This is a genomic window from Staphylococcus schweitzeri (assembly GCF_002902405.1).
GTDB classification, from domain to species: domain Bacteria; phylum Bacillota; class Bacilli; order Staphylococcales; family Staphylococcaceae; genus Staphylococcus; species Staphylococcus schweitzeri.
Genome location: NZ_PPQS01000047.1, coordinates 60327 through 87199 on the forward strand (window position 1 = coordinate 60327; position 26873 = coordinate 87199).

Consider the following 26873-nt stretch of genomic DNA (forward strand, 5'->3'; position numbering starts at 1 on the left):
TACGTTATTAATAAATTAAAAACTAAATATTAATTATTTAGCACGGTTAGAAGTACCGAACTCTTTAATTTTACCTTTAACTGTTTCTTTGATAGCTTCGCGAGCTGGTCCTAAGTATTTACGAGGATCGTAAACTTCTTTGTCGTTATTTAAAACGTCACGAACTGCTTTAGCTGAAGCGATTTGGTTTTCAGTATTTACGTTAATTTTAGCTGTACCAAATGGAATAGCTTTTTGAATATCTTTTGTTGGGATACCAGTACCACCATGTAATACTAATGGTAAACCAGTTGATAAACCAATTTCTTCCATTTCTTTAAATCCTAATTTAGGTTCACCTTTGTATGGCCCGTGTACAGAACCAAGTGCTGGTGCTAATGCATCAATACCAGTTTTTTCAACTAGTTCTTGACATTCTTTAGGATCAGCATAAATGATGCCATCTGCTACAACATCATCTTCTTGTCCGCCTACAGTACCTAATTCAGCTTCTACAGAAACACCTTTTTCGTGCGCGTATTCAACAACTTTTTTAGTAGTCGCTACGTTTTCTTCAAATGGGCTATGTGAAGCATCGATCATTACTGATGTGAAACCAGCATCGATAGCTTCTTTACATTTTTCAAAGCTTGAACCGTGATCTAAATGAATAGCTACAGGAATAGTGATGTTTAAGTCATGCATTAAACCTTCAACCATTTTAACAATTGTGTAGAAACCACTCATATAACGAGCAGCACCTTCAGAAACACCTAAAATTACAGGTGCGTTCTCTTCTTGTGAAGCTTCTAAAATTGCTTGAGTAAATTCTAGATTATTAATATTGTATTGACCTACCGCATAACCATTTTCTTTTGCATCAATTAACATTTCTTTCATTGAAACTAAAGGCATGAAAGTTCCTCCTTGAGTGCTTGTGCACATATTTTTCAAAGTAATTATATCAAAAAAACAGCACCAATGCATTGAAATACTGCATATTAAATGAGTATTTTTTGAAAAATGCGATAGTTATAATAAATGCAAACGTATACATTATTATACAATTTAAGTCATTGCATAATATGTGCTCATTAATTACAATATTTTATAAGTAGATTGGAGGATAAAGATGTCAAAAATCTTAAACACACAATTAATAGGAATCTTTAATAGATTAGAAAAACAATCTTTAGAAATACAAATGGCAGCACAATGCTTAGTACAAGCGATTGGCGGTGAAGGTTATGTCTATGTAAAAGGATATGATGACTTACAATTTTTCGAAAATTTTGTTCTGCATAGTGAAGAACGATTAAAGTCTAGCCGTAAACTTGAGTCTCTTAATGACTTCAAGGACATTGATTCAACTGATCGTGTATTTTTATTTGCACCATTTTATACAGAAGAAATGGCAAATGATATTCAAAAACTTATCGATTTAGATATTGACATTGTTGTAATTAGCAACAAACCTAAAACAGATGACTTTCCTGATTATCTCGTTCATTTTATCGATTTATCTACACCAAGACCAATTGTCTACACTGAAGATTATGATAAAATTGTACAGCCGCATGCAATAGCGTTTAATTACGTATATTATGATATTTATACTCAAATGATTGAAATGACGAGAGATTTAGAATTATAAATACTCATCCTTTGCCATCCCCCTTTCATAACATGTCTATTTATATCCATCATTTTAAAGGACTGTTCAACATTAAAATTAAAGCCGTTACCTTCACAAATTAAAACGTGGAAGTAACGGCTCTTTATATCGAAATTTTAAGTATTTGCTTTTGTTTACGATTATTTTTATTTATTTTGTTGGTATTTTAATGAAGCTTCGATAAACGATTTAAAAATTGGATGTGGACGATTTGGTCTAGATAAGAACTCTGGATGGAATTGACAAGCAATAAAGAAATCATTTGTTGGAATTTCTACCATTTCTACTAAACGTCCATCTGGACTTGTACCAGAAATAACCATACCGTTCGCTTCTAGTTGCTCTCTATAGTCATTATTGAACTCGTAACGATGACGATGTCTTTCTTCAATTTCAGTTTTATCATAAATTGATTGTGCTAAAGTGTCATCTTTAATTGCGCATGGATATAAACCTAAACGTAATGTGCCACCTAAATCTTCAATATCTTTTTGTTCAGGCAATAAGTCAATAATTGGATATGGCGTTGCTGGATCTAATTCTGCAGAATGTGCACCTTCAAGACCTAATACATTTCTTGAGAATTCAACAGTTGCAAGTTGCATACCTAAACAAATACCAAAGAATGGTACGTTATTTTCTCTAGCATACTTGATAGCACTGATTTTGCCTTCGCTTGCACGAAAACCAAAACCACCTGGTACTAAAATACCATCAACATCCGCAAGGTATTCAGCTGCATTTTCATCTGTTACCTCACTTGAATCAATCCATCTAATGTCAATATCTTTTGCAAAAGGATATCCAGCATGTTTCAATGATTCAACAACTGATAAATATGCATCTTGCAAACTAACATATTTACCTACTAAACCAATTGTAATTTTGCCATCTAAATTATTAACGATATCTAATAATTGCTTCCACTCATCAAGTTGAGTTTCATATTTTGCATTTAACTGTAATCGTTTAATAACGATATCATCCATGTTTTGTTGGCTTAATTGTAATGGGATTTCATATAAAGAATCTGCATCACGACATTCAATAACACTTTCTTTATTGATATCACAGAATAATGCAATTTTATCTTTTAAATCTTGCGTCATTTCATATTCAGTTCTTACTACGATTAAATCTGGTTGAATACCCAAACCTCTTAATTCTTTAACACTATGTTGTGTTGGCTTTGTTTTCATTTCACCAGCAGCTTTAATATATGGCAACAATGTACAATGTACATACATTACATTCTCTCTACCTAAATCACTACGAATTTGACGAATTGCTTCGATAAATGGTAATGATTCGATATCACCTGTTGTACCACCGATTTCCGTAATAACAACATCTGCATTTGTACTTTCACCTGCAAGTAATAAACGCTCTTTAATTTCATTTGTGATGTGTGGAATAACTTGCACAGTTCCACCTAAGTAATCACCACGACGTTCTTTTTTCAATACGTGCGAATATACTTTACCTGCTGTTACATTTGAAAATTTATTTAAGTTAATATCAATAAATCTTTCATAATGACCTAAATCTAAGTCTGTTTCTGCACCATCATCTGTTACAAATACTTCACCATGTTGATAAGGACTCATTGTACCTGGGTCAACATTTAAGTATGGATCGAATTTTTGAATTGTTACATTTAAACCTCTATCTTTTAATAATCTACCTAGAGAAGATGCTGTAATACCCTTCCCTAATGATGAAACTACGCCACCTGTTACAAAAATAAATTTTGTCATGTCCTGACCTCCTAATTATTAAAGGGAATGCTTCCTCATCAATTGTAAAAATTACGCAAAACATAACTTTATCGTTAGTAATTTCATAATGAGTAACTACCATTTTTATCAATAAATATAGTTACTCGCTAACTAACTTTTCATGTTATGTCGCTATGTATATCATTTACAACTTTGATTTTTGCGTTATCATTTCTTGATTTACTCAATTAAATAAAAAAACGCTCCCTCTCACAAATTCTGTAAGGGGAGCGTATAAATTTTATACACGTGTCCTATTTAAAGGAGCCCGAATAAAATTTTATCATCTTTCAACTAAAAGTCAAACAAAAAATTAATCGTTGAAGTCTTCTTCGTCTTCAAATACTTCTTCGTCTTCATCTAGTTCATCTTCATCTTCTTCAATGACTATATCCGAATGATTTATTTCTTCTTCAACCTGCTCATCTTCAGGATCATTTAGTTCTTCTTGATCATCTGTTTGAGCTGGAATATCATCGTCATCATCCATTTCATCTTCGCCCAATAATTTTAAGTTTTGATCTTCTTCATCATCTGCATCCAAAATATCGAATTTTTGAATAGTTGGTGCGATTTTCTCTTCAATATCATCTACTGAATACCAATCACGTAATCCCCATAAATTTTCTCCAACATTTAAAAAACGACCATCTGTGTTTAAATCCGTGTAAAATTGTACAACACGATTTTCAATTTCTTCGTACTCATAATCACCTAACGCTCTAAACTCATCGATGATATCATATAAGTTCATAGTTTCGCCTTTATCATTCAATAATGTATAAGCCATATCGATAAATGATTTTTCATCAACCATTTGTTTAGTATAATCTTGAATTTTCATTGCCCAATACTTCCTTTCGAAGGATATAATCTAAATTTATACGTCTGAATTCATTTATATATAGTAACAAAACTAAATTATAAATGACAATATCATATTTCGCAATCACTGTTAGTAATTTAAATACTTTTCAAAAACCACATAATCTTCAGTTTGTTCTATTTCAACAAAATTACTATTAATACACAGTGGTTTAAAATCGTTATTTTGTCCAAACAAAATCATCGATACAACATTAAGATTATCGTAGTTTTTTCTTAAGTAAGTAGGCAATTGTCTGAGCGCGCTGGAACCAATACCATTAAACCGATAAGACTTATCCACTTCAATTGCTGCAATATTCATACGTTGCCCAATTTGCTCTAAAGCAATGAAACCAACTTTTTGACCATCAATCATTAAATTGATGATATGTACATTAGTCACTTCAGAACGACTTTCCTCTTCAAGTTTCAAAGAAGAAACGTGCTTCGAATCTAAATCTAAATAGTATAATCGTTCTTTACCAATTGGTCCTTCCTCTTTAGTCGCTGTATGCATAAACCCCGCACGCTCATACAAATTCCAAGCATTATCATTTTCAGCATCTACAACCAAATATAAATGATTAAAATCTGGAAATACTCCTTGAACGTATTGTGGCAATGACATCATTATCTTGGTACCGTAGCCATAGCCCTGATATTTTTCATTTATAGATAATGAACGAATATATACGACATTTTCAGGTGTATCATAACCTTCATGTTGATAATATCGATGTAATACGAAAAATCCAACGACGTCATTTTGATCATTAATCGCTACATTAGCAATTCTATCGGTATCCTCGATTGCATCATCAACAACATCTTTAGGTAAAGATGAGTATATTTGTTGTCTTTCATTTAACTCAAATTCATTAATATCTGAACGATATTGTTCTTCAAATAGTTTTAATGTAATACCTTCAAAATAAAGTTCTTTAGTCATATATTTAACCCCTATCTCTTTATATACGAAACGTGAATCCCCATACTATTTTACCGATTATTTCAACTCGATACCATTATTTACCCTACACCTTTCATTTTACTAATCGATACACTTTTTAATTTCAAAAATTAATTAGACTTACTTCATTAACTATCACATATTTTCAAACATGCTTATTAATCATGTTTATATGAAGCAATACCCCTACCCCTTTATATAACAAATATTTCAAATTAATTTCTTACCACTTTAAAAAGCATAAAATTATGACATGTTACATATATATTAGTCATTTCATTGCTATACGCTTACAACATTTAAATATCAAGATATCAATTTTGTAAATAATAGCTATTTTCACTTGTTTTTTAGTAATTTTACTATACTATTATTTAAGGATATATATTAATGACGAGGTGGGAATCCTATGAAAGTTGGCATTGATGCTGGCGGTACACTTATAAAAATCGTTCAAGAGCAAGATAACCAACGCATTTATAAAACTGAATTAACTAAAAATATTAATCAAGTTATTGAATGGCTAAATCAACAACAAATTGAAAAATTAGCTTTAACTGGAGGTAATGCGGGCGTCATCGCTGAAAACATCAATATACCTGCGCAAATATTTGTTGAGTTTGACGCTGCTTCTAAAGGTTTGGGTATCTTGTTAAAGGAGCAAGGTCATGATATAACTGACTATATTTTTGCAAATGTCGGTACTGGTACATCACTACATTACTTCGATGGGCATTCGCAACGTCGAGTTGGTGGTATCGGTGCGGGAGGTGGCATGATTCAAGGACTTGGTTATCTACTAAGTCAAATCACTGACTATAAACAGCTAACTGACTTGGCACAACATGGTGATCGTAACACCATCGATTTAAAAGTTAGACATATTTATAAAGATACTGAACCTCCAATTCCAGGTGACTTAACAGCAGCTAATTTTGGACATGTACTGCATCATTTAGATGCTGACTTTACAGCAAGTAATAAGTTAGCAGCTGTTATAGGTGTTGTAGGGGAAGTTGTTACAACAATGGCAATCACAGTTGCACGTGAATTTAAAACTGAAAATATTGTTTACATTGGCTCTTCATTCAATAACAATGCATTATTGCGCAAAGTTGTTGAGGACTATACTGTTTTACGTGGTTGTAAACCATACTATGTTGAAAACGGCGCATTTTCAGGTGCAATAGGCGCATTATATTTAGCGTTATAATCATAAAAAGATCATTCATATTAGTGTCAGTTTCAAATTACACGATATCAATGATCTTTTATTTATTTGAAATATATTACAAACTAAATACAAAAAGAAGCTAAGCAATGTTATATTACTTAACTCCTATAAACATAGATAGTTTCATTCTAATTAATAGTTTATTTACCAATTCTATCAAATCAAAGATCAAATACACTTCTTGTCATTCTATTAAAACGTTAATTCATTTGATAATTTTTGTGCTGATACAATGGTACCAACTACACCTGTTTTCAAATCTATAGCGACAGCCTTTTGATCATCTCTAAGTTCATCAAGCCATTCGCTAAAGACAGACCCCTCTATGGTAATAAGATCACATTCTTCAAAATCTTCATCTCGTACCTTTAATGCCCTACTTTTTATACTCCACACTGGCATAATATGAGGTCTTTTTTCATCATTATCATTTTCACTAATGAGAATAAACTGCTTACTTCCTTTTTTAGTTAAGCCGTATACTTCATCATATTTCGCTACATCTTGGACAAATTCTTTGATTCTAATTTTGTCTAATTCTGTCATAATTTCTTGTGTCACACTTACCACATTTAATAAATGACCCTCTTCTTCAATCGTTTGATTCATAACTATATAATCTTGTTCATCGAATAAATCATCTAATTCATAAGTCGCAAATCTATCAACATCCATTTTAACTACTTTATCAAACGGAATATCTCGACTTGTTAAAAATGATTCGGCCATATTTTCATCTGTCCATACGCCTATGTAGTCTTTGCTTTTATAATTAAGACGTACTAATTTTTTATTTTTAGAGGCAAAATAAATATATTCATTTATTAATATATCTCTAAAGAACGAATATGTTTTATAAGACATCCTTGACCCTCACTTTTCAAAATATGTAATACTTAAAATAGTAAATGACTCCAACATGATAGTCAATGAGACATATCACTAGTTCAATTTAATGTCATGTTTCCCAGTTAAAAATTAAGCCTTATAAATTAAAGCAAAATCTACTAGGACATCTTATATTTATATTAAAGTATACTTACTACTTCCACTATTTTCACTAAAAAAGAGGATGATTTCTATCAATCTTTAATAGAAACCATCCCTACCTCAACATTTTTATATACCCAAAATAGAACATTTAACATCATAGGCATAATTAGAAAAATTTTCAGTTTAATAATCTTTTAATTGTCTAGGTTCACTACAAGAGCTAGTATTTATTATCAAGTTCCTCTAAAAATGCACGCTCTTTCTCTAAAACTACTTCTTTAGAATTTCCATGCCAAATACAACCAAACCTTGACTTAACTTTATTTTCACCGTACCAATCTCCATCATAGTATGACAGTGGATATAAACTTCCCTCGTCTACATATTTCAAAATAGTATTGAAGAAATGTGTGTTATCACCTTTTGAATGATAACTATAAAACTTTTGATATCCTGAATTCAACTCATTAGCAAGTAATAACATGCTAGTTGAACCATTTTGTCTAAAGTTTAAATCAATCGCATAAACGTTATCATCCTCATCGACGAGCAAGTCAAAACCAGCCACACCAAAGAATCCTTGATTCACACCGATTTCCATAATTTGTCTACCTGCTTCTATAACGTGCTCTGGTACATTAGTAGTATTTTCATTTCCGTTATAAAATCCGTACTTATCCGTTAATTGCGTTGCCGCACCAAGATATTGAATGCCTAGCGATTCCGAGTATGCAAACTGAACGCAATAATTCGCTTTTTCTTCAATCTTCTGTTCGATAATAAGCGAATTCGTTTCAGCAGTTGCCTCTTTAATACGCGTTATCGCTTTTTGTAAATCTGCATCATGATAACAAATCATAACGCCATAGCCACCTGCTGTCGGAAGATCATCTCCCGGCTTAATTACAAACGGGAATTCCCAATTCTTAATCTCGCTTTCGAATTGCTCAATTTTTACAACTTTTCTTTTTGGTAAAAACTTCCCATTTGTCCATTCAGGTATTCTTGCTTTATTATTTAAAGCAACAAATAACGTTTTATCTAATGCATAATATTGCTGATTCAAGATTGTTTCATCATGAATATATTGAAAATAAATCTTTTTATTTTCCTTATGTGCCAATTGTTTGATCAAGTTTTCGTAAGATTGCTGATTGTTAAATGTATAAATTGAGTTCGGTACATCCTTACCAATAACTTGAAATAGCTGATGCAATTTGTCTGTCGCACTAGCTTCGTGAACAATAACAGGTAATTGATTTGCTATTAATAACTCCCTACCAGTTAAAAAATTAGATTGATGTTCGTCCGGTTTCAACCATGGATTCGATATATACGAAGGTCTTGACGTATAGACAACATCTTTGTCATATAAATCACTTAACGCTAAGTTCGGCTTATTACCATAATTTGCCATTACTTCCCATTCCCTTTCAAATGCACATGTTCTTCAACTATGTCTTGATATAATTCTTGATTGGTTATTAACTCTAATCCCATTAATGCCATAATTTTAGCACCTTTAATTAATGCTTCATCACCATGTACACTCGCAGCTGCTTCTCTAAATCTATGCGTATGTCCTACTAAATTACGTGATCCTATTTTAATATGAGGATGTATTGTTGGCACAACATGACTTACGTTCCCTGTATCCGTAGAGCCATAACCAAAATCATCATCAATAACTGCTTCACCAACCTCCTCGGCATATTTTGCAAATAAATCATCTAATTTCGGTGCTTTAACAAACTCATTTACGCCATTTTGAATTGGGCCAAACTCAAAGTCACAACCAGTTTGAATTGCCGCACCTCTAGCAATTTGATTTACTTTTTCAGTCAACACATCCAATTCCTTTCGTGTCATCGCTCGAGTGTAAAAACGTGCATGTGTATAATCTGGAATAATATTTGCTGCTTTCCCTCCATCTAAAATAACACCATGTACTCGTTGACCTTTTTTAATATGTTGTCGGAGTTGTGCTACACCGTTAAAATAGCTAATCATAGCATCTAATGCGTTTAATGCTTCATCTGCATTTTCAGATGCATGTGCACTTTTCCCATAAAACTTAACATCTAAAACATCAACTGCTAAAGTATCGATTGTTTTATATGTTTCATTTCCAGGATGAATCATCAAAGCAATGTCTATCTGATCAATAACACCTGCTTTAACATAAGAAGCTTTGGCACTCCCGTTTTCGCCACCTTCTTCTGCTGGGCATCCAAGCACAACAACTTTACCACCTATTTGATCAATCACTTGCTTTAGACCTATGGCACTGAGTATACTCGCGGTTCCAATAATGTTATGTCCACAAGCATGCCCTAATCCTGGTAAAGCATCATATTCTGCTAAAAATCCAATAGCTGGACCATCAACACCTGAATCATGTGTAGCAATAAATCCTGTCGCATGCCCCGCAATTTCAGTCTCAATACTAAAGTCATTTTCCTTCAATTTGTCTATTAAAATTCGAGATGCAAATATTTCTTCATTTCCAAGTTCAGGACGCTCATGAATTCTATGACTGATTTCGATATAGCTATATTTATTTGTTTCAATATAATCGAGAATTTGTTGTTTTTCACTCATTTTTATTATCTCCCTTTTACCCTACAACCATTTTAATCATCCACAATATTTTGTTCTTTCAAAATGAATTATTACTTATTCTATCGGTTTTATCTCATAATGTCATCTAATTTTTCTTTATTTACTAAATTTTCTAACAACTGAAATGATAGCTCATATATTACCGAAAGTTTCAAATTGTAAAACATTAGCGCTATTGTTACAATCAAAGTATTGTTAAATAACAAAACATACAACAAGTTTACGTTTCATAATGCAATAAATCACACGCGATTTATAGTGTTGAGAAGTTAATAGGAGGATATAAGATGACAAAAATGAATGTAGAAAGTTTCAATTTAGATCATACTAAAGTGGTTGCACCTTTTATTAGATTAGCGGGAACAATGGAAGGCTTGAACGGAGATGTGATTCATAAATATGATATTCGCTTCAAACAACCCAATAAAGAACATATGGACATGCCTGGATTACATTCATTAGAACATTTAATGGCTGAGAACATTAGAAACCATAGCGATAAAGTTGTAGATTTAAGTCCTATGGGTTGTCAAACTGGTTTCTATGTGTCGTTTATCAACCATGACAATTACGATGATGTTTTAAATATTATTGAAGCAACATTAAATGATGTATTAAATGCTACTGAAGTTCCTGCATGTAACGAAGTGCAATGTGGTTGGGCTGCAAGTCATTCTTTAGAAGGTGCTAAAACGATTGCCCAAGCATTTTTAGATAAACGCGATGAATGGCATGATGTATTCGGTACTGGAAAGTAAATAACATTTTTTCAAAATATTTACTTGTTCTAATTAAAAAAGCAGTTAAACAATGTTGATAATTCCACCATTGTCTAACTGCTTTATTTTTTCTACTTCACATCATTTTAATCTAAATCGTGAGTTATAATTTTTTAATGATTCCCATTAACACAAATTGCAAAGGTAACCTTAAATATAATTGCCATGTCGGCAATTGCTTATCACCTAGTGGTAACTTTTTAACAGCCATATAAATATTTGCTGGGAATACTGCTAATAAAAATAGATTAATCACATTTTTCAAACGTTGTGAAGGCCTTTTTATTAAAAGTGACAGCCCAAATAATATTTCAAAAACACCTGTAATAATAACTGCTGTTTTTCGTAGCGGTAAACATTTGGGTATGATATTTCTAAATTGTTGTTCTCTCGTAAAATGTAAAACACCAATTGCACTAAAACCTATACCTAATAAATATCTCAATATGTTCAATCGCTTTCCTCTCCTACTCCGTTATGATTTTGTGAATTAACGTAGGCGATACAACATGATCAGCAATTGTTATGCTTGAATCTAATTTTTTAACAACATCGTCTACATCTTGGCGATTACTGTGAATCGTTAATAATGATTCGCCTTCTTCTACTTTATCCCCAATTTTTTTATTTAAAACAATGCCTACTGCTAAATCAATATCATCTTCTTTAGTAAGACGTCCTGCGCCTAGCATCATTGAAGCTACACCAATGTCATTTGATACTAACTCCGTAACATAACCTGATTTTTTAGCTTTATATTCGATTTGATATTGAGCTTGTGGCAAACGCTCTGGATGGTCAATAACTGTTTCGTCGCCACCTTGATTTTTAACAAAAATTTTGAATTTGTCTAATGCAGCACCTGTTTCTATTGCTTCGATTAATAGTCCTCTTGCTTCTTCTAGTGTGTCAGCCTTGTTAGCTAGTACAACCATTTGAGAACCTAATGTTAACACAAGTTCTGTTAAGTCTTCCGGTCCATGACCTTTTAATGTATCTATCGCCTCTTTTAGTTCAAGCGCATTGCCTATTGCTCGACCAAGTGGTTGATTCATGTCGGAAATAATCGCCATTGTATTTCTTCCAACATTATTACCAATTCTTACCATTGCATGCGCTAATGCTTCAGCATCTTCTAAAGTTTTCATAAAAGCACCGTTACCTGTTTTTACATCTAATACGATTGCATCAGCACCCGCAGCAATTTTTTTACTCATTATTGAAGAAGCAATTAATGGAATGGAGTTAACCGTACCTGTAACATCTCTTAAAGCATACATTTTTTTATCTGCCGGAGTTAAGTTGCCTGATTGACCAACAACAGCTACTTTATTATCATTCACTAATTTAACGAATGTTGTCTCATCAATTTCAACATGGAAACCGTCAATTGCCTCTAATTTATCAATGGTTCCGCCTGTATGTCCTAATCCTCGTCCACTCATTTTAGCAACCAGAACATTAACTGCTGCTACTAATGGTGCTAATACTAATGTCGTTGTATCTCCTACACCACCTGTTGAATGTTTATCTACCTTTATTCCTTTTATATTACTTAAATCAATCATATCCCCCGAATTAACCATCGCCATAGTTAATGCAGCTCTCTCATCATCATTCATATCTTGAAAATAAATCGCCATTGCTAGACTTGATGCTTGATAATCCGGAATATCACCTTCTACGTATCCATCAATGAAGAAGTTAATTTCTTCAGTAGTTAATGCATGACCATCACGTTTTTTCTCAATAATATCTATCATTCTCATTTTTATCATCCTTTTTATTAGAGCTTAGGACAGAGCATTTATATTTCTATTACTCATTTTGAATATATACACTTGAATTTTTTTGTAAGCTATCGATGTCAAATTCTATATCTTGTTTCAAATGTAAAATAAATTTTCTAAAACAGATTGATTCGTTACGATTTCTATTACTATTTAATGTTTATTCGAATCACAGAAATGTTTGATGATTTAAAGATCATTTCGACTCGCTTAAATTATGAACACAATGTCCCATACTCATCATTTTATTTTTTAATTTAGTAATCTGAATCTGCCTCTAAACCTTGCATAATTTGAACGCCTGCGCTCGCACCAATACGTGTCGCACCTGCTTCAATCATTTTACTGAAATCTTCTAAATTACGTACGCCACCTGATGCTTTTACTTCTACATCAGCACCGACTGTATCTTTCATTAATTTAACGTCTTCTGCAGTCGCACCACCACCTGCAAAACCTGTTGAAGTTTTAACGAAGTCAGCACCAGCTGCTTTGGTTAACTCACTCGCTTTCACAATCTCATCGTGGTTCAACAATACCGTCTCAATAATTACTTTTACTGTGTGACCTTTTGCCGCTTTAACTACCGCTTCAATGTCTTGTTGTACATCATCATATCGCTCATCTTTTAAGGCGCCAATATTGATGACCATATCAATTTCATCTGCACCATTTTGAATCGCATCTTCTGTTTCAAATGCTTTCGTTTCAGTTGTCGATGCCCCCAATGGGAAGCCAATCACTGTACAAACTAACACATCTGAATCAGCTAGACGTTCTGCTGCATATTTAACATGCGTTGGATTCACACATACAGATTTAAAATTGTATGCTTTCGCTTCATCGATGATTTTATCGATTTGCGTACGGGTTGACTCAGGCTTCAATAAAGTGTGATCTATATATTTCTCAAATTTCATACTAACTACTCCTCGTGTTATATAATCTCTTTATTTAATTTTACTATAAATACGAATATATCTCGCGAATTTATATCTATTTATTTTTCAGATTGTGTCCAACGGTTTAATATGACGAATAAAACTAATCCGACAATGCTCATCAAGCCCCAGATGATTAAGATGATACCGAAATGTGAACTTAATGCATCATTACCTGGGAAATTCAATGCTTTAAAATCGATTAGAGCGGCTGCAATCGCAATACCTACTGATACCGCTACGTTAATAATTAAATTGTAAAAACCAATAGCCACACCTGTCATGTTAATGTCTATTGATTTAATGGCCTCGTTAAGTAACGGGGCATACATTAAAGCAAAGCTACCTGCAAAAAATATCATAGAAATGACGAAGATTGAAATGTGATTACCTACTGCAAATGCAGGTAAAATCAAGCTCAGTGCGATTAAAATAATTGCTGTGATAATCGCTTGTTTTGAATTAAGATATTCGCCGATTTTACCACTTAGTGCACCAACGATGACTGCTACAATATAACCCGGTACTAATAACAGTGATGTTGTGTCTAGTTGTAGATGATAAATTTGTTCCATTATGAATGGGAACGTAAAAATATAACCCAATTGGATGGCATACATTACAAATACTATAAATAAAAATGAAGCATAACGTTTATTTTGGAAAAATGATTTGTTTACTAATGGACGTTGAGCATTTTTAATATATAGCGCAAAAGCGATAATCGCAATTAAGGCACCAATCATATATAACCAATTAAAGTTCGTAATAAACAGCATGACTGTTGTAGCGATAGTTGCCACTAGAATTAAGCCAACAAAATCTAAATGGGCTTTATTCGTATTATTTTCTTTTGGTAATAATTTAAATAGGAATGGCAACGTAAATACTACGATTAATGCAATTAAAAACATATTTGTCCAGTGTAAATACGTAGAAATAAATCCACCTGATAATGTTCCGATAACTAATGACAAGGAATAACTACTCGTACTTAAGCCTAGGTAGGTCTTCTGATCCTCTTTAGAAAGATATTTTGCTACATATATTACATATAGTGTCTCAGCAGCTGCTAAACCTGCTGTTTGTATAATACGTCCAACTAAAAGTAATGGGAATTGATGTTGGAAAATATAACCAATTATTGAACCAATAATGATTAAAATCACACCGTAAATAAATAATGTACGTATACTAATTGCATCTGATAAAGAGGCGTATACAACGGCACCAATTCCAATAACTAAACCTGCTAAAGTTGCTTGCCAACTTACTGTTGTTACAGAGACATTTAAATCATCAGCAATGGCTACCGAAATCAATTTGAATGAGTTGTCTATAACCAAACTGAATACAAATAAGAATAATAATATAGGTACGGCTTTTTTTATTTTAGAATATTCAACATTCATAATTATCTACACCAATGACAGTGCAATTTCAATCATATCAGTGAATGCACGTTCCCTTTCTTCAGGTGTTGTTGACGTAGCATGAATTAAATGATCGCTCACTGTAAACACACCTAATGCTTCGACTCCAGCATAAATCGCATTCATATATAATGCAGCTGATTCCATTTCTACACCTAAAATACCCATACGCATCCAGCGCTCACTTGCTGTTGTATCCGCGTTATAGAAAATATCACTTGATAACACATTACCTACATGATGGCGCACACCTTTATCACGTGCTTTCTCAACTGCTTTTTCTAATAAATGATAAGAAGCAATCGGTGCAAAATGTCCTGGCAACTGATATTGTTGAACGTAATTTGAGTCGGTAGAAGCACCTTGCGCAATAATTACATCGTATAAATCAATATTTTCTTGCATTGCGCCGCAAGAACCAACACGGATTAATTTCTTACAACCAAATGTATGAATTAGCTCATAAGAGTATATTCCAATGGATGGCATTCCCATTCCAGAACCCATAACAGAAACTCTTTTACCTTTATATGTTCCAGTATAACCAAACATATTTCTCACGGTATTGAACTGCTCCACATTGTCCAAATATGTTTCTGCAATGAATTTTGCTCGTAACGGGTCTCCTGGCAATAGAACCGTTTCTGCAATTTCGACGTCATTCATCGGTTTGATATGTGGTGTTGATTTCATAAAATATTCCTCCCAATATTTGTATAGTAATTTGTCTATTTGTCTAACCATATATATAATAATATTTTTTAAAAGCGCTTTCAAGAATTACATTTTGACAATATTTAGAACATTTTACAGCAATAACTACTAGCACTTTACAAATTCAATTATTAAGGAACCTCGGTGTTTAATTTTTATTATTTTGCCAATTTCAGTAAAAATTATTGTATGATGAGAGTGATAAAGTAACTTTATGGAGGTTGGCTACGTGACACAAACACAACCAAAATTTTTAACGATTTATAATACGTTATATAAAGAAATTCAAATCGGAAAGTATCCTAGTGGTCATGCACTGCCTACTGAAAAGGAACTATGTGCACGTTTTGAAGTAAGTCGAATGACATTGCGCCAAGCTATTAAATTGCTGACTGAAGACGGTATTGTAGAAAGTACTAGAGGGAAGGGACACTTCGTTATACCACAAACGAATGCCCAACACGCTTCAAGTATGGATCAATTTAAGCATCCACTTGATCAAATATTGCTAGATCGCGTATCTATGTCATCAATTAATTATCGTGTTGATTTAGAAAGTGAATATACAAATCATTTGTTTGCAAACCATCCTTCTGCCGTCATTGCAATGGAACGCTATTATCAAAAAAAGGACAATCATTCTAAGCAAGCTGACGCATTTTGCTTTACCTTTATACCACTCAACGTAATCGATACATTTAAAGTAAATACTCAGAATGAAGAAGATATGAAAACATTTGTAGAGCAAACAATATACAATAATGCCTATCAATCTGATTTAAAAATGTCTATTACCAAAGCACCACACTTTAAAAATCAGAATCACGTGTTTGATGGAGATATGCATTGTTGGCTCATTATTGAAAGATTGTATGCACAAACGCCATATCCAATTATGATTAATAAATGGTACATCCCTCAAGATATTTCTGAATTAACGCTAACAAGAATCAGACAATCAGATTATTAAATATTTTAGACAAAAAGAAATCATGTGATGACTGTAATGCTATTGTTTTATTGACAATAACTATTCAGATAATCACATGATTTTTCTACTTTGTTATGCTCTTATGTTATTTGTTTGCTGAGCGATGTCTAAATGTTAAGAATAAACCAGATACCAAAAGCAGTACAGCAACACTCACAGTAACTATACTAGTTGTTACACTTTCACCTGTCGCTGGTAATACTTTCTTATCATTTTGTTTCATTTGATGATTTGATGACTGCACATTAACTTGTTGTTGCATATGTCCTTGGTGATTATTCATTTGATGTTGACCCATTTGTTTTTGATTCATCATTGATTGTTCATTCATATGTCCTGTTTTATTTTGAACCATTTCACTCCCGCCATGATTAACGCCATTTGCATCTACGTTTGTTTGATAAAAATTACCATTTTTCGTTACAGGTAAAGCATGACCATTCATATCTCTAACAGCATGTGGTTTAAAGGCACCTAAATTTGTTGTAATTGTTACATTATATTTATCTGCAATGTTTTGAGTGGCATCGAATAATTTCATATTATAGTCTTGCATGTTACTACTTGCACTCAATTTAGGTACGGCTTTCTCTAGTTCAACATATTGTGCTTGTGTCATTCCTTGTGGTATAACTCCGCCATATGGTCGATCTTTTTGAGTAGCTTGATTTTGTTGGTTTGTAACATTTGAAACTGTGCTAGCGGCATGTGCTTCTTGATAAGGTACGTTTGTTAATAATAAAGTACTTGTTGCAATGATAGATCCTATAGTTGCTAATTTTTTCATTTTCCTCTTACCCCTTATATTACAATTTGATTACAAATATATTATCTTATGATTACAAAAGAAAAGCAACTAGTTTTTTGAATAATTACATTTTTTATAAAAATTTTACTTTAAATTCACAAAAACTACTCATTCTATCAATTTATACATTATAAATATGTTATCCAGTTAATACTGTTTTTCAATACAAGAGAGATATTGTTCCAATTAAATATGAATGATTAGCATTTGTTGTGAGTAATAAAAAAAGATGGAACACCTTAAAGATGCTCCACCTTAGTTCAATAATTATATTTATTATTTTGCTGCTTGGTATAATTCATCAACTTTTTTCCAGTTAACAATATTCCAAAATGCAGTCATATAGTCTGGACGTTTATTTTGATATTTCAAATAGTAGGCATGCTCCCAAACATCAAATAGTAAGATTGGTGTTTTGCCTTCTGTTAATGGATTATCTTGATTTGGCGTTGTCACAATTTCTAATTTTCCATCATTAACAACTAACCAAGTCCAACCTGATCCAAATAATGTTGTTGCCTTATTTGCAAATTCATTTTTAAATTCATCTAAAGTGCCCCACTGCGCTTTGATGTCATCTATTACGCCACCTTTTTCTTCAGAATTAGGTGAAAGTATTTCCCAGAATAATGAATGGTTAAAATGACCACCGCCATTATTACGGACTGACATCCTCATCGCTTCCGGAACTTTGTCTAAATTAGCAATCATATCCGCTAGTGATTGATGTTCTAAATCTGTTCCTTCAACTGTTGCGTTTAATTTTGTGACGTACGTATTGTGATGTTTATCGTGATGAAACTCCATTGTTCTTTGATCTATATATGGTTCCAATGCATCATATGCATATGGTAAATTTGGTAATTTAAATGCCATAAGTATATTCCTCCTTTTATGAATATACCTTTATAATAATTAATTTCGGGGGCATTTTGCAATAATTATTATTTATTTGTTATATCCAATTATATAAAATTTAAATATTCGAAATTAATATAATATTCAACATTGAATGCAAAAAAGCATTTAACAGCTTTTGTTTCCCGCTTCCAAAAAGAATTAAAAAAGGCAATTTCCCTTTTTCAATAAGAAATTGCCTTTTCTTTTTAATCTTAATTTTCTAAAGTATAGCGTTACCGATACTTAAATTGTTTTATGTCGAAGATGACTCAATATTTGCCATACGTATTGATTTTTCATAGTCATCATTAATAAAAGATAAACTACTATACCAATCGTAATTAATAGTAGCGTAGCGTACATTGTAGGGGGCAAATAATGATTGACCACACCAAGCACAATAAACATAATTACTGCTGCGATCGTACATTGAAGTGCACTTACAATATTCAACTTCACATTGATTTTAGTAATATCAATAAATCGCCAAATGAGTAATATAAATTCTGTAACTAAACGTGCAATTGCAACGCCGTAAATACCAAATAAATATATTAGAATCAAACATAATACTATATTAACGACCGCACCAATAGTAATTGACGCATTATATAAACGTATTTTATTCACTATCAATAAATATTGCCTACTTATTAACATATTTAATGGAATGATTAATACAAGTATCGCTAAAATGGTCATCAATGGAACAGTTGATGCGAATTCCTCACCAAAGAACCATAAATAAAATGATGGCATAATTGCAATTAAACCAAAGACCATAGGTACCGTTAATATCAATTGAATGTTCATATTATCTGCTAAAGTTTTAGTCAAACTATGTGATGGATGCGTCGACATTTTCGTAATTCTGGGAATCATCACAAGATCGAATGTATTAATCAAAATTATTGCGACCGTTAAAATATTAAATGCGTTAGAAAAGATACCTACTTGTTGGTACGTACCTAATAGCCCTAGCACAACACACGAAATACTTGTATATAAATTGAGCTGTCCATTCGGTAGCAAGTATGCTAGTGATGAACAAAATATGTGCCAAACTTGTCTCCAATTAATCGACACAAATATGATATATCGTTTCAAGTAGATAAATAAAGGTATTTGGTTTATCACTGTTACGATAGAAATTGTAAATACGTACAATGATAAATCTGATTGGTCCTTAACAAAAATAACTACAACACCTAACACAATTCCAGAAGCAACAATATTACTTAAACTAGGGATTTTAAATTTTTCAGTACCTGCATAAAACCATGAAATATCAAGCGCGGCACCTATAATATAAATCCCCTGTAGTAGGAAAATTATGTAGTAATCATCTATCAATAAAGTAATGGTTGCAATGTAACTGACCAATACAGTCACAGATAAGAGTAGTTTACTAATAAATATGTCCCAAAATTGTTGAGATAACTGTTGTTTGTTACCCACAGATTGCGCGATAATTCTATTAAAATATAACTGTACACCAACACTTGCAATCATTAAAAAGTATTGCACGATATTGAAAGAGAAAGATGCTATACCCACTCCAGTAGGTCCAAACGCACGTGAAATAATTGGTATAGTGATCAAAGGTGTTAGTGTTCTAATTAGTTGATAAAGTCCCTGATAAATAATATTTTCTTTTAGTGAATCACTCTTCATTACGATCCCTTTCCATTTTTTCATATTGAACAATAAAGACGATAATTCCTAAAATAAAAGCTACATACCTCGAATTGTTAAAAGATACCGTTAAAAAGTAAATCAGCATGGTCAACATTACAACAATTGCTGTTACATTTTTACCAGAAATGTTAAATCTAAATAATTCAAATAGTAAGTACAGTAAATAGATGATAAATAAAGCTCCAAATAAAATGCCCCATTCAGCAAAAATTTGTAAATATGTATTATGTGCAACGAGCAAAATACCATTAATTTGTGATCCAATATGTACATAATCAACTAAGCCAACACCGAATCCTAAAGTGTATTTGATTACTGAAATGGCATTAATCCATACAACACTTCTTTCAGACCCACTATCATTTAGTGATGCAAACCCTTCTTCAAAAATAGACGCCATTCGATCTAATGACGGCAACGCATCAAGATCACTCAATTGGAATAAATAATAGTTAATGTTATAAAATGTGAAACAAAGCAATATCAACATTATGACCAACATACTAACAACACTTACTGCATTTCTACTAAATAACTTTTTAATAAAGAAATAAACCGCGAGGACAATTAGTATGATAAACGCAGTCTTAGAACCTGTAGTTGTTAAAGACCAAAGTAAAATGATACAAGCAATAAACTTAAATATGTAATTATGAATATATTTGTATGCGAGCACTAATGTGATAATTTGTGTCATCGCAAAATAGTTAGGGTCATTCATTAACCCTTTCGAGCGAATATCATCAAAATAAAGTAATTTCATGAGTAAAGGCGACTTATTTAAACCAGCAATTATGCAAAATATCCCGATTGTAACACTACTAATAATATAAGATGTAACGATTACTTTTTTACTGTTACCTAATTTAAAAATAATCATACCTAAATAGAAGTAAATGACTACAAATGCATATTTAACTGTAGAAGCTAGTACTTCTTTCACCGTAATAAAAATCAAATCATCAAAAAATAGTAAAATTAGCGTCATTATCATACGATATGTATACAAAACAATAAAAAACTGTAAAAAATGATTTGCTTTTAATAAATGGTTAGCGAAAAAAAGCAAATAAACTAATATAAGTAATGTAATAAAGTCAGCTATAGATACATTCACGCCAGCAATAACCGAAGATTGCTGAATGAAAATCGATAAACCGATAAGTAACAATGTGAGATATTTACTATTATGTTGATTTTCCATTATAAACGTCTTCCACTTCTTTAATCATTTTCTCCTCAGTAAAACATTCTAAATAACGTTTTCTCGATTGGTTACTCAATGCGTCATAATCATCAGCTGTTAAATATTCCGCCAATACTTTGGCAATCGTCTCGGGGCGATTATTTTTGACACATACGCCATTATTCGTTACTAATTCAGTAATACCGCCCACTCGACTTGCAATAACTGGTAACCCTGTAGCCATAGCTTCGATAATGCTGATTGGCAATCCTTCGTGCTTGCTTATTAAAATAAACGTGTCATATTGTGATAATAAGTTACTCGCGTTAATAACATTTCCTAAAAATGTGACATCATTATCTAAACCAGCTTGCGTCACTTGCTGCTTACAATCATTTAATGTCAATCCATCTCCAATAAATGTAAAATGTGCATGTTTTCTGTATTGTGATTTCAAAATCGCAATGGCTGCAATTAAATTCTGTTGCAATTTTGGATAAGCAAACCGTGCAATCATCACAAATTGATGCTGTAATGACCGCTCAACATGAACATCATATTGATTTACTGGTGCTCCACCTACATTAACCATACTTTCTTGTGTTTCGTTTGTTAGTGTCTGCTTCACAACTGAAACATCGGCAATGCCATTATGTATCGTAGTTAATTTCAATTGGTTAAATCGATATTTCATAGCTAACTCTTCATCAAATTTTGAAACACAAATAATACTATCTGTAATACGTGACATTAATTTTTCAATCATTAAATATATAAATTTTTTAACTGGCTTAACGCCCTCTGTAAACGCCCAACCATGCGCTGTAAAAATGACACGTGCACCTCTCGACTTAGAAATAAGACGTGCAATGCGCCCTACTGTACCAGCTTTTGAGGAATGTAAATGAATGACATCCGGTTGAACCTTCGAGAAAAATTGTGCTAATGCTTTAATCGCTAATATGTCTTGCTTAATATCAATAGGCCCTACTAAATGTTCAATAACAACTACCTTTGCTCTTGCATCTAGCTGTTCAATCATCGGCCCACGGTCACCTACAATGACATAAACGTCATGATGTAAACAAAAATGATTAGCGAGTTGAATGAGGTGTGTTTGTGCACCACCATTATCTGCTTTAGTAATACAATATATAATTTTCAACTGTTACAAACCCCTTTAACGCTGTACTTTCATTTTCTTAGTGAGGATCTCTCTGCTAATAATCTATCATCATTTAAAATGTCACTCGCACTAGTATACATATTGCTTAATTCTACAAATGATTCTCAAAGGTTTACTCCTTTTTATCATGACTACTGATTATAATTTTGAAAATGAATTATGAATTCAATTTTTTACGAAATTAAGCCTACCTTGAGCCCTCCCCTGTTATAACAACCATAAGTGTTCTAACTGATATGTATAATTCCATCATCATGCTACATTTATGTATATATTTCATGTCATACATCAATTTTTGTTCTGGCGTTAAGTCATATCCACCTTGAATTTGTGCAAGTCCTGTTAATCCAGGGGTAACAAGACATCTTTGCTCAAAACCTTTAACCTCTGAACTAAATAATTCTACAAATTCCGGACGTTCTGGACGGGGACCTATAAAACTCATTTCTCCTTTAACTACATTGATTAATTGTGGTAATTCATCAATTCGTGTTTTACGGATGAACTTGCCTACATTTGTTATACGATCATCATCTTTATCAGCCCACTGCGCACCATTTTTCTCTGCATTTTTGCACATTGAACGCAATTTATAAATTTTTATTAATTTACCCATTTTTCCAACTCTCACCTGACTATAAATAGGGGTTCCAGGAGAGTCTAAAACAATCGCGACTGCAAAAATAACCATAATTGGAAACGTTAAGCATAATAAAATAATACTTAATACTAAATCGATTGTACGTTTGATTGGGAAATAGGCTTTATGCACTTCTTCAAGTGCATCTAATTTTCTTTGATAGTCATATTCTTTATTAATATGTACATCTTCATTAATATCTTTATGACATTTCCACTTCTTTTTTCGTAACTTCTTCAATATTATCTACCTCAAAATTAAAGTAATCCTTCAAACCAGTTTCTACTGTGTATTTAGGAACAAACCCTAACGTTTTTAAATTAGTAATATCTGCATAAGAATGCTTAATATCTCCTTTTCTTGCTTGTTTAAAATCATGCTCGCCAGATTTACCATATAATTCACCAATGATTCGATATACTTCTAATAAATTTGTGAATGTCCCTGTCCCAATATTGTATCCACGTCCAATTGCATCTTTATGCTCCATAATTAAACGTACTGATTGAACAACATCATATACATATACAAAATCTCTTGTTTGTAAGCCATCCCCAAAGAACGTAAAAGGTTTATTATGCTCAAATGAATCGAACATTTTTGAAATCACACCTGAATATTGTGAGTTAGGATCTTGTCTGGGTCCAAATACATTAAAAAATTTAACAACTGATGTTGGAATGTTATATAGTGAACAGTAATTTAATGTTGTTCGCTCTCCATAATATTTATCAATTGCATAAGGCGACAACGGTAAAATTAATGATTGATCACTCTTAGGTAAATCAGGAAGATTGCCATAAACAGCCGCTGATGATGCAAAGATAAAGCGTTTAATATCGCGATTATATGTTTTAATGGTTTCTAATAATCTTAATGTTGCAACGACATTAATTTCTTGAGATAAAATAGGCTTTTCAACAGACTCAGCAACACTTACTAAAGCTGCTAAATGAATAACATATCCAAATTGATATGTTTTCATGATTTGCTTTACTGCATTATAATCACAAATATCAAGTTCAAAGACATGATCTTCGGCCAAGTTTTTTATATTTTCTCGTTTGCCCGTTCTATAATTATCTAGAACATAAACATCATAGTCTTGTTGTAAAAAATCTACTAAATGAGAACCTATAAAACCAGCCCCACCAGTTATTAAAACTTTTTCCACATCTTCCACCTCTTTTATACATTAAAAATATATCACAAAAACATAAAGTATTGTAAGCTTTTTATCGCTATTTTTTATTTATAAAAATTAAATGAGATATTTTTATGAATTTTTATGTGTATAGATTAGCTAGAAGTGTCTTTCTCTTTAGTATGCGAACGATTGTTATATTGAAAGAGACATATGATGCGATGATTTTATCGATAATAATGCTCCAAATCTTTAAAAGCATATTACTTCATCCAATACAATTCACTCTAATTGCATCAAAAAAATCCTTACTGCCAAGTTTTAAACTTAACAATAAGGATTTATTTATCGTTAGTAAATCATTATTAACGAAATCTCATACCACCATCAACAATAATTGTTTGTCCAGTAATATAATCAGAATCTTTACCTGCTAAAAAGCTGACTACATTAGATACATCTTCAGGTTGAGAAACTCTTCCTAAAGCAATTTGATTAGTAAATTGTTCCCAGCCCCATTCTTCAGGTTTACCTGCTTCTTCAGCAGTTGCCACTGCAATACTTTCCATCATTGGTGTTTGTACAATACCTGGTGCAAAAGCATTTACAGTAATGCCTTCAGAAGCTAAATCTTGTGCGGCTACTTGAGTTAAACCACGTACTGCAAATTTTGTACTACAGTATAATGATAAACCTGGATTTCCTTCTACACCTGCTTGAGATGTTGCATTGATAATTTTACCACCGTGATTAAATTTTTTAAATTGTTCATGTGCTGCTTGAATACCCCATAACACACCTGCAACATTAACACCATAAACTGTTTTAAATTGTTCTTCAGTAATAGTATCAATTGGTGTAGTTGGTCCGAGACCAGCGTTGTTAACCATGACATGAAAGTCACCAAATTGTGCTGCAGTTTGTCTTACCGCATTAAATACATCATCACGATTTGATACATCTGCTTTGATAGCAATAGCTTTGGAGCCATCACTTGATAATTTAAGTGCCGCTTCTTTTGCGCCTTCTTCATTGAAATCAACTACTGCTACTTTAAAACCATCCTCCACTAAACGTTCAGCGATTTTAAAACCAATCCCTTGTGCTCCGCCAGTTACTAATGCTACTTTGCTATTTGTCATAAAAATCACTCCTCAAATTACTTTCTCTTTAATTACATTTTACTCCTCTTAATTTAATTAGTACAATAATGACACCCTTTTTAACGAAATATTCAAACTTTTAAGAAAAAATTAAGCGCACTACCATTAGTGATTGGCAATGCGCTTAAAACTTTATTTTAAATAATCTTATTTTCAGAGTATTAATTTCTGGAGAAAGACACGATTATAATGTCGTTAATCTTTTTTAGATGAATGATTTTTTGACTCAATTGGGGGTCCTGCATAATCACTATCATTTTCAGATTCAACTTCATCTGTAAGTGTTTCTTGGTTGGAGCCTTCCACATTTTTAGTCGCGATATTTTTAAACTCTGGAGGTTCGACTTGACTATCTAGTTCCGTTTTACACGTATCTTTATGTGATGCTTGATTTGACGTTTCTTTATTGTTTTGAATAGTGATAGTATCTGTTGCAAATACTGATTTTTTTCTACCTAAAAGAGATATAGCTGAAGCAAACCAGAGTATTGCAGACACAAAGTTGCATAATAACGCAGCAATAATAGCCAATACAATTAATATGACGCCTTTTGAAGTGCTTTCTTTAGTCAAAATAAATGATAATACGATAATAGGTATGATTGAAAGTATAATTATAAATATTGTAAGCAGTATAGATATAACTAATATCCACACTAAATAGTCAGCTTTTCCATTCGATAATAAATATATATACCTGAAAATCACTACAGCACACATTATTAAACCAGACAAAGATATAGCTATAAATACTGTATATGCTATTTGAAAATATAAACCTATCTGTATGAATGATTTTTCTATGTTTTTTTCCATCTCTATTCCCCATTTATTTAAAATTTATACTCAACCTTAAATATTCGCATTATTTTTTAGTTATGTTATCTTTTGATTCAATTCGATTCTCTGTACTTTCAATATTAACAGTTTTATTTTCACCTTCGTCTGTCGATTCATCTTTTGAATATTCAGTCCAAATCAGTACAATACCACCAAACAACCATAAGATTGACGAAAGGTAATTATGGAAACACAGTGCAATGATTGCATAAACAATAAAAAGTGTGCCTCCAATTACCGAGTAACTTTCCATATAAACCGCAGTCAAGACAGTTGGTAAGACAGTGAAAAGCGTCAATATTAAACCTAATAAGAAAATTGTTTCGTAATCAGATTCTCCAGCGATATTGATAGATATCATCCTGACAAAGACAACACTAAAATATATTTGAGCTACGATGCCTAACCAAACTGCTATTCTTCCTATAATTGAGCTCATACTCATTCCCCATTTATTTAAAATTTATACTCCGCCTTAAATATTCGCTTTATTTTTTAGTTATGTTATCTTTTGATTCAATTCGATTCTCTGTACTTTCAAT

26 protein-coding genes are annotated in these 26873 nt (G+C 32.2%); 4 read left to right on the top strand and 22 right to left on the bottom strand.

Annotated elements, in window-relative coordinates; genetic code table 11:
• Nucleotides 1-33: 33 nt before the first annotated feature.
• Entirely contained in the window at nt 34-894 is an 861-nt protein-coding gene (gene fdaB / locus CD116_RS11415) for a class IIb fructose-bisphosphate aldolase FdaB (RefSeq protein WP_001131841.1), read from the bottom strand.
• A gap of 217 nt (nt 895-1111) precedes the next feature.
• Between fdaB and CD116_RS11420 the strand changes: the two genes are divergently transcribed.
• A complete protein-coding gene (locus CD116_RS11420) occupies nt 1112-1633 on the top strand; it encodes a DUF2529 family protein (protein ID WP_047531369.1) in 522 nt (173 codons plus the stop codon).
• Between the two features lie 167 nt (nt 1634-1800).
• Here CD116_RS11420 and CD116_RS11425 read toward each other — a convergent pair whose 3' ends face one another.
• From CD116_RS11425 to CD116_RS11435, 3 genes are all read right to left on the bottom strand, one after another.
• Complete coding sequence (locus CD116_RS11425; protein WP_047427964.1) at nt 1801-3411, bottom strand: CTP synthase; 1611 nt, start codon at nt 3409-3411, stop codon at nt 1801-1803.
• 334 nt (nt 3412-3745) lie between these two features.
• A complete protein-coding gene (gene rpoE, locus CD116_RS11430; RefSeq protein ID WP_000701483.1) occupies nt 3746-4276 on the bottom strand; it encodes a DNA-directed RNA polymerase subunit delta in 531 nt (176 codons plus the stop codon).
• Nucleotides 4277-4387: 111 nt separating this feature from the next.
• Nucleotides 4388-5248 (bottom strand): GNAT family N-acetyltransferase, encoded by an 861-nt coding sequence (locus tag CD116_RS11435; RefSeq protein WP_047551000.1) that lies wholly within the window; start codon nt 5246-5248, stop codon nt 4388-4390.
• A 430-nt stretch (nt 5249-5678) separates the two neighbouring features.
• Here CD116_RS11435 and coaW point away from each other — a divergent pair, with 430 nt between their 5' ends.
• Entirely contained in the window at nt 5679-6482 is an 804-nt protein-coding gene (gene coaW / locus CD116_RS11440) for a type II pantothenate kinase (RefSeq protein WP_047532331.1), read from the top strand.
• Between the two features lie 213 nt (nt 6483-6695).
• Here coaW and CD116_RS11445 read toward each other — a convergent pair whose 3' ends face one another.
• From CD116_RS11445 to CD116_RS11455, 3 genes are all read right to left on the bottom strand, one after another.
• The gene (locus CD116_RS11445) at nt 6696-7367 is read right to left on the bottom strand and encodes a DUF2750 domain-containing protein (protein WP_047532330.1); all 672 of its coding nucleotides are present in this window, start codon (nt 7365-7367) and stop codon (nt 6696-6698) included.
• 349 nt (nt 7368-7716) lie between these two features.
• The gene (ldmS, locus tag CD116_RS11450) at nt 7717-8913 is read right to left on the bottom strand and encodes an L-aspartate--L-methionine ligase LdmS (protein ID WP_047551003.1); all 1197 of its coding nucleotides are present in this window, start codon (nt 8911-8913) and stop codon (nt 7717-7719) included.
• Entirely contained in the window at nt 8913-10097 is a 1185-nt protein-coding gene (locus CD116_RS11455) for a M20 family metallopeptidase (RefSeq protein WP_047551006.1), read from the bottom strand. The genes ldmS and CD116_RS11455 overlap by 1 nt, the downstream gene beginning before the upstream one ends.
• Before the next feature lie 308 nt (nt 10098-10405).
• Here CD116_RS11455 and CD116_RS11460 point away from each other — a divergent pair, with 308 nt between their 5' ends.
• On the top strand, nt 10406-10876 hold the full coding sequence (locus tag CD116_RS11460; RefSeq protein ID WP_000164419.1) for an S-ribosylhomocysteine lyase: 471 nt from the start codon (nt 10406-10408) through the stop codon (nt 10874-10876).
• A gap of 124 nt (nt 10877-11000) precedes the next feature.
• On the opposite strand, the gene CD116_RS11465 is transcribed toward CD116_RS11460, so the two are convergent.
• The 5 genes from CD116_RS11465 to deoD all read right to left on the bottom strand — a co-directional run bounded on the left by CD116_RS11465 (nt 11001) and on the right by deoD (nt 15754).
• On the bottom strand, nt 11001-11351 hold the full coding sequence (locus CD116_RS11465) for a DoxX family protein (protein WP_047427985.1): 351 nt from the start codon (nt 11349-11351) through the stop codon (nt 11001-11003).
• A gap of 13 nt (nt 11352-11364) precedes the next feature.
• Entirely contained in the window at nt 11365-12666 is a 1302-nt protein-coding gene (locus CD116_RS11470) for a pyrimidine-nucleoside phosphorylase (protein WP_047551010.1), read from the bottom strand.
• A 278-nt stretch (nt 12667-12944) separates the two neighbouring features.
• Nucleotides 12945-13607 carry a deoxyribose-phosphate aldolase gene (gene deoC / locus CD116_RS11475; RefSeq protein ID WP_103325266.1) on the bottom strand — a complete coding sequence of 221 codons (663 nt, stop codon included), beginning with the start codon at nt 13605-13607 and terminating at the stop codon, nt 12945-12947.
• 80 nt (nt 13608-13687) lie between these two features.
• Nucleotides 13688-15040, bottom strand: a complete 1353-nt coding sequence (gene tet(38), locus CD116_RS11480; RefSeq protein ID WP_047548434.1) for a tetracycline efflux MFS transporter Tet(38) — start codon at nt 15038-15040, stop codon at nt 13688-13690.
• Nucleotides 15041-15046: 6 nt separating this feature from the next.
• Nucleotides 15047-15754 (bottom strand): purine-nucleoside phosphorylase, encoded by a 708-nt coding sequence (gene deoD / locus CD116_RS11485; protein WP_047424311.1) that lies wholly within the window; start codon nt 15752-15754, stop codon nt 15047-15049.
• Nucleotides 15755-15989: 235 nt separating this feature from the next.
• On the opposite strand from deoD, the gene CD116_RS11495 reads away from it, so the two are divergent.
• Nucleotides 15990-16745 (top strand): GntR family transcriptional regulator, encoded by a 756-nt coding sequence (locus CD116_RS11495; protein ID WP_078101648.1) that lies wholly within the window; start codon nt 15990-15992, stop codon nt 16743-16745.
• 106 nt (nt 16746-16851) lie between these two features.
• Here the strand turns inward: CD116_RS11495 and CD116_RS11500 are convergent, their stop codons facing one another.
• From CD116_RS11500 to CD116_RS11545, 10 genes are all read right to left on the bottom strand, one after another.
• On the bottom strand, nt 16852-17553 hold the full coding sequence (locus CD116_RS11500) for an LPXTG cell wall anchor domain-containing protein (protein WP_047548428.1): 702 nt from the start codon (nt 17551-17553) through the stop codon (nt 16852-16854).
• 297 nt (nt 17554-17850) lie between these two features.
• The gene (locus CD116_RS11505; protein ID WP_047548425.1) at nt 17851-18450 is read right to left on the bottom strand and encodes a superoxide dismutase; all 600 of its coding nucleotides are present in this window, start codon (nt 18448-18450) and stop codon (nt 17851-17853) included.
• 267 nt (nt 18451-18717) lie between these two features.
• Nucleotides 18718-20148 carry an oligosaccharide flippase family protein gene (locus CD116_RS11510; RefSeq protein ID WP_047548422.1) on the bottom strand — a complete coding sequence of 477 codons (1431 nt, stop codon included), beginning with the start codon at nt 20146-20148 and terminating at the stop codon, nt 18718-18720.
• The gene (locus CD116_RS11515) at nt 20138-21376 is read right to left on the bottom strand and encodes an O-antigen ligase family protein (RefSeq protein ID WP_047548419.1); all 1239 of its coding nucleotides are present in this window, start codon (nt 21374-21376) and stop codon (nt 20138-20140) included. The genes CD116_RS11510 and CD116_RS11515 overlap by 11 nt, the downstream gene beginning before the upstream one ends.
• Nucleotides 21360-22523 (bottom strand): glycosyltransferase family 4 protein, encoded by a 1164-nt coding sequence (locus CD116_RS11520; RefSeq protein WP_047548416.1) that lies wholly within the window; start codon nt 22521-22523, stop codon nt 21360-21362. Before CD116_RS11520 ends, CD116_RS11515 begins: the two co-directional genes overlap by 17 nt.
• 208 nt (nt 22524-22731) lie before the next feature.
• The gene (locus CD116_RS11525; RefSeq protein WP_047424326.1) at nt 22732-23424 is read right to left on the bottom strand and encodes a sugar transferase; all 693 of its coding nucleotides are present in this window, start codon (nt 23422-23424) and stop codon (nt 22732-22734) included.
• Nucleotides 23387-24367 carry an NAD-dependent epimerase/dehydratase family protein gene (locus tag CD116_RS11530; protein WP_078101647.1) on the bottom strand — a complete coding sequence of 327 codons (981 nt, stop codon included), beginning with the start codon at nt 24365-24367 and terminating at the stop codon, nt 23387-23389. Before CD116_RS11530 ends, CD116_RS11525 begins: the two co-directional genes overlap by 38 nt.
• 326 nt (nt 24368-24693) lie before the next feature.
• The gene (locus CD116_RS11535) at nt 24694-25470 is read right to left on the bottom strand and encodes a (S)-acetoin forming diacetyl reductase (RefSeq protein WP_047424330.1); all 777 of its coding nucleotides are present in this window, start codon (nt 25468-25470) and stop codon (nt 24694-24696) included.
• 216 nt (nt 25471-25686) lie between these two features.
• Nucleotides 25687-26307, bottom strand: a complete 621-nt coding sequence (locus CD116_RS13740) for a hypothetical protein (RefSeq protein WP_047548410.1) — start codon at nt 26305-26307, stop codon at nt 25687-25689.
• A gap of 49 nt (nt 26308-26356) precedes the next feature.
• A complete protein-coding gene (locus CD116_RS11545) occupies nt 26357-26770 on the bottom strand; it encodes a hypothetical protein (RefSeq protein WP_047548406.1) in 414 nt (137 codons plus the stop codon).
• Nucleotides 26771-26873 lie beyond the last annotated feature (103 nt).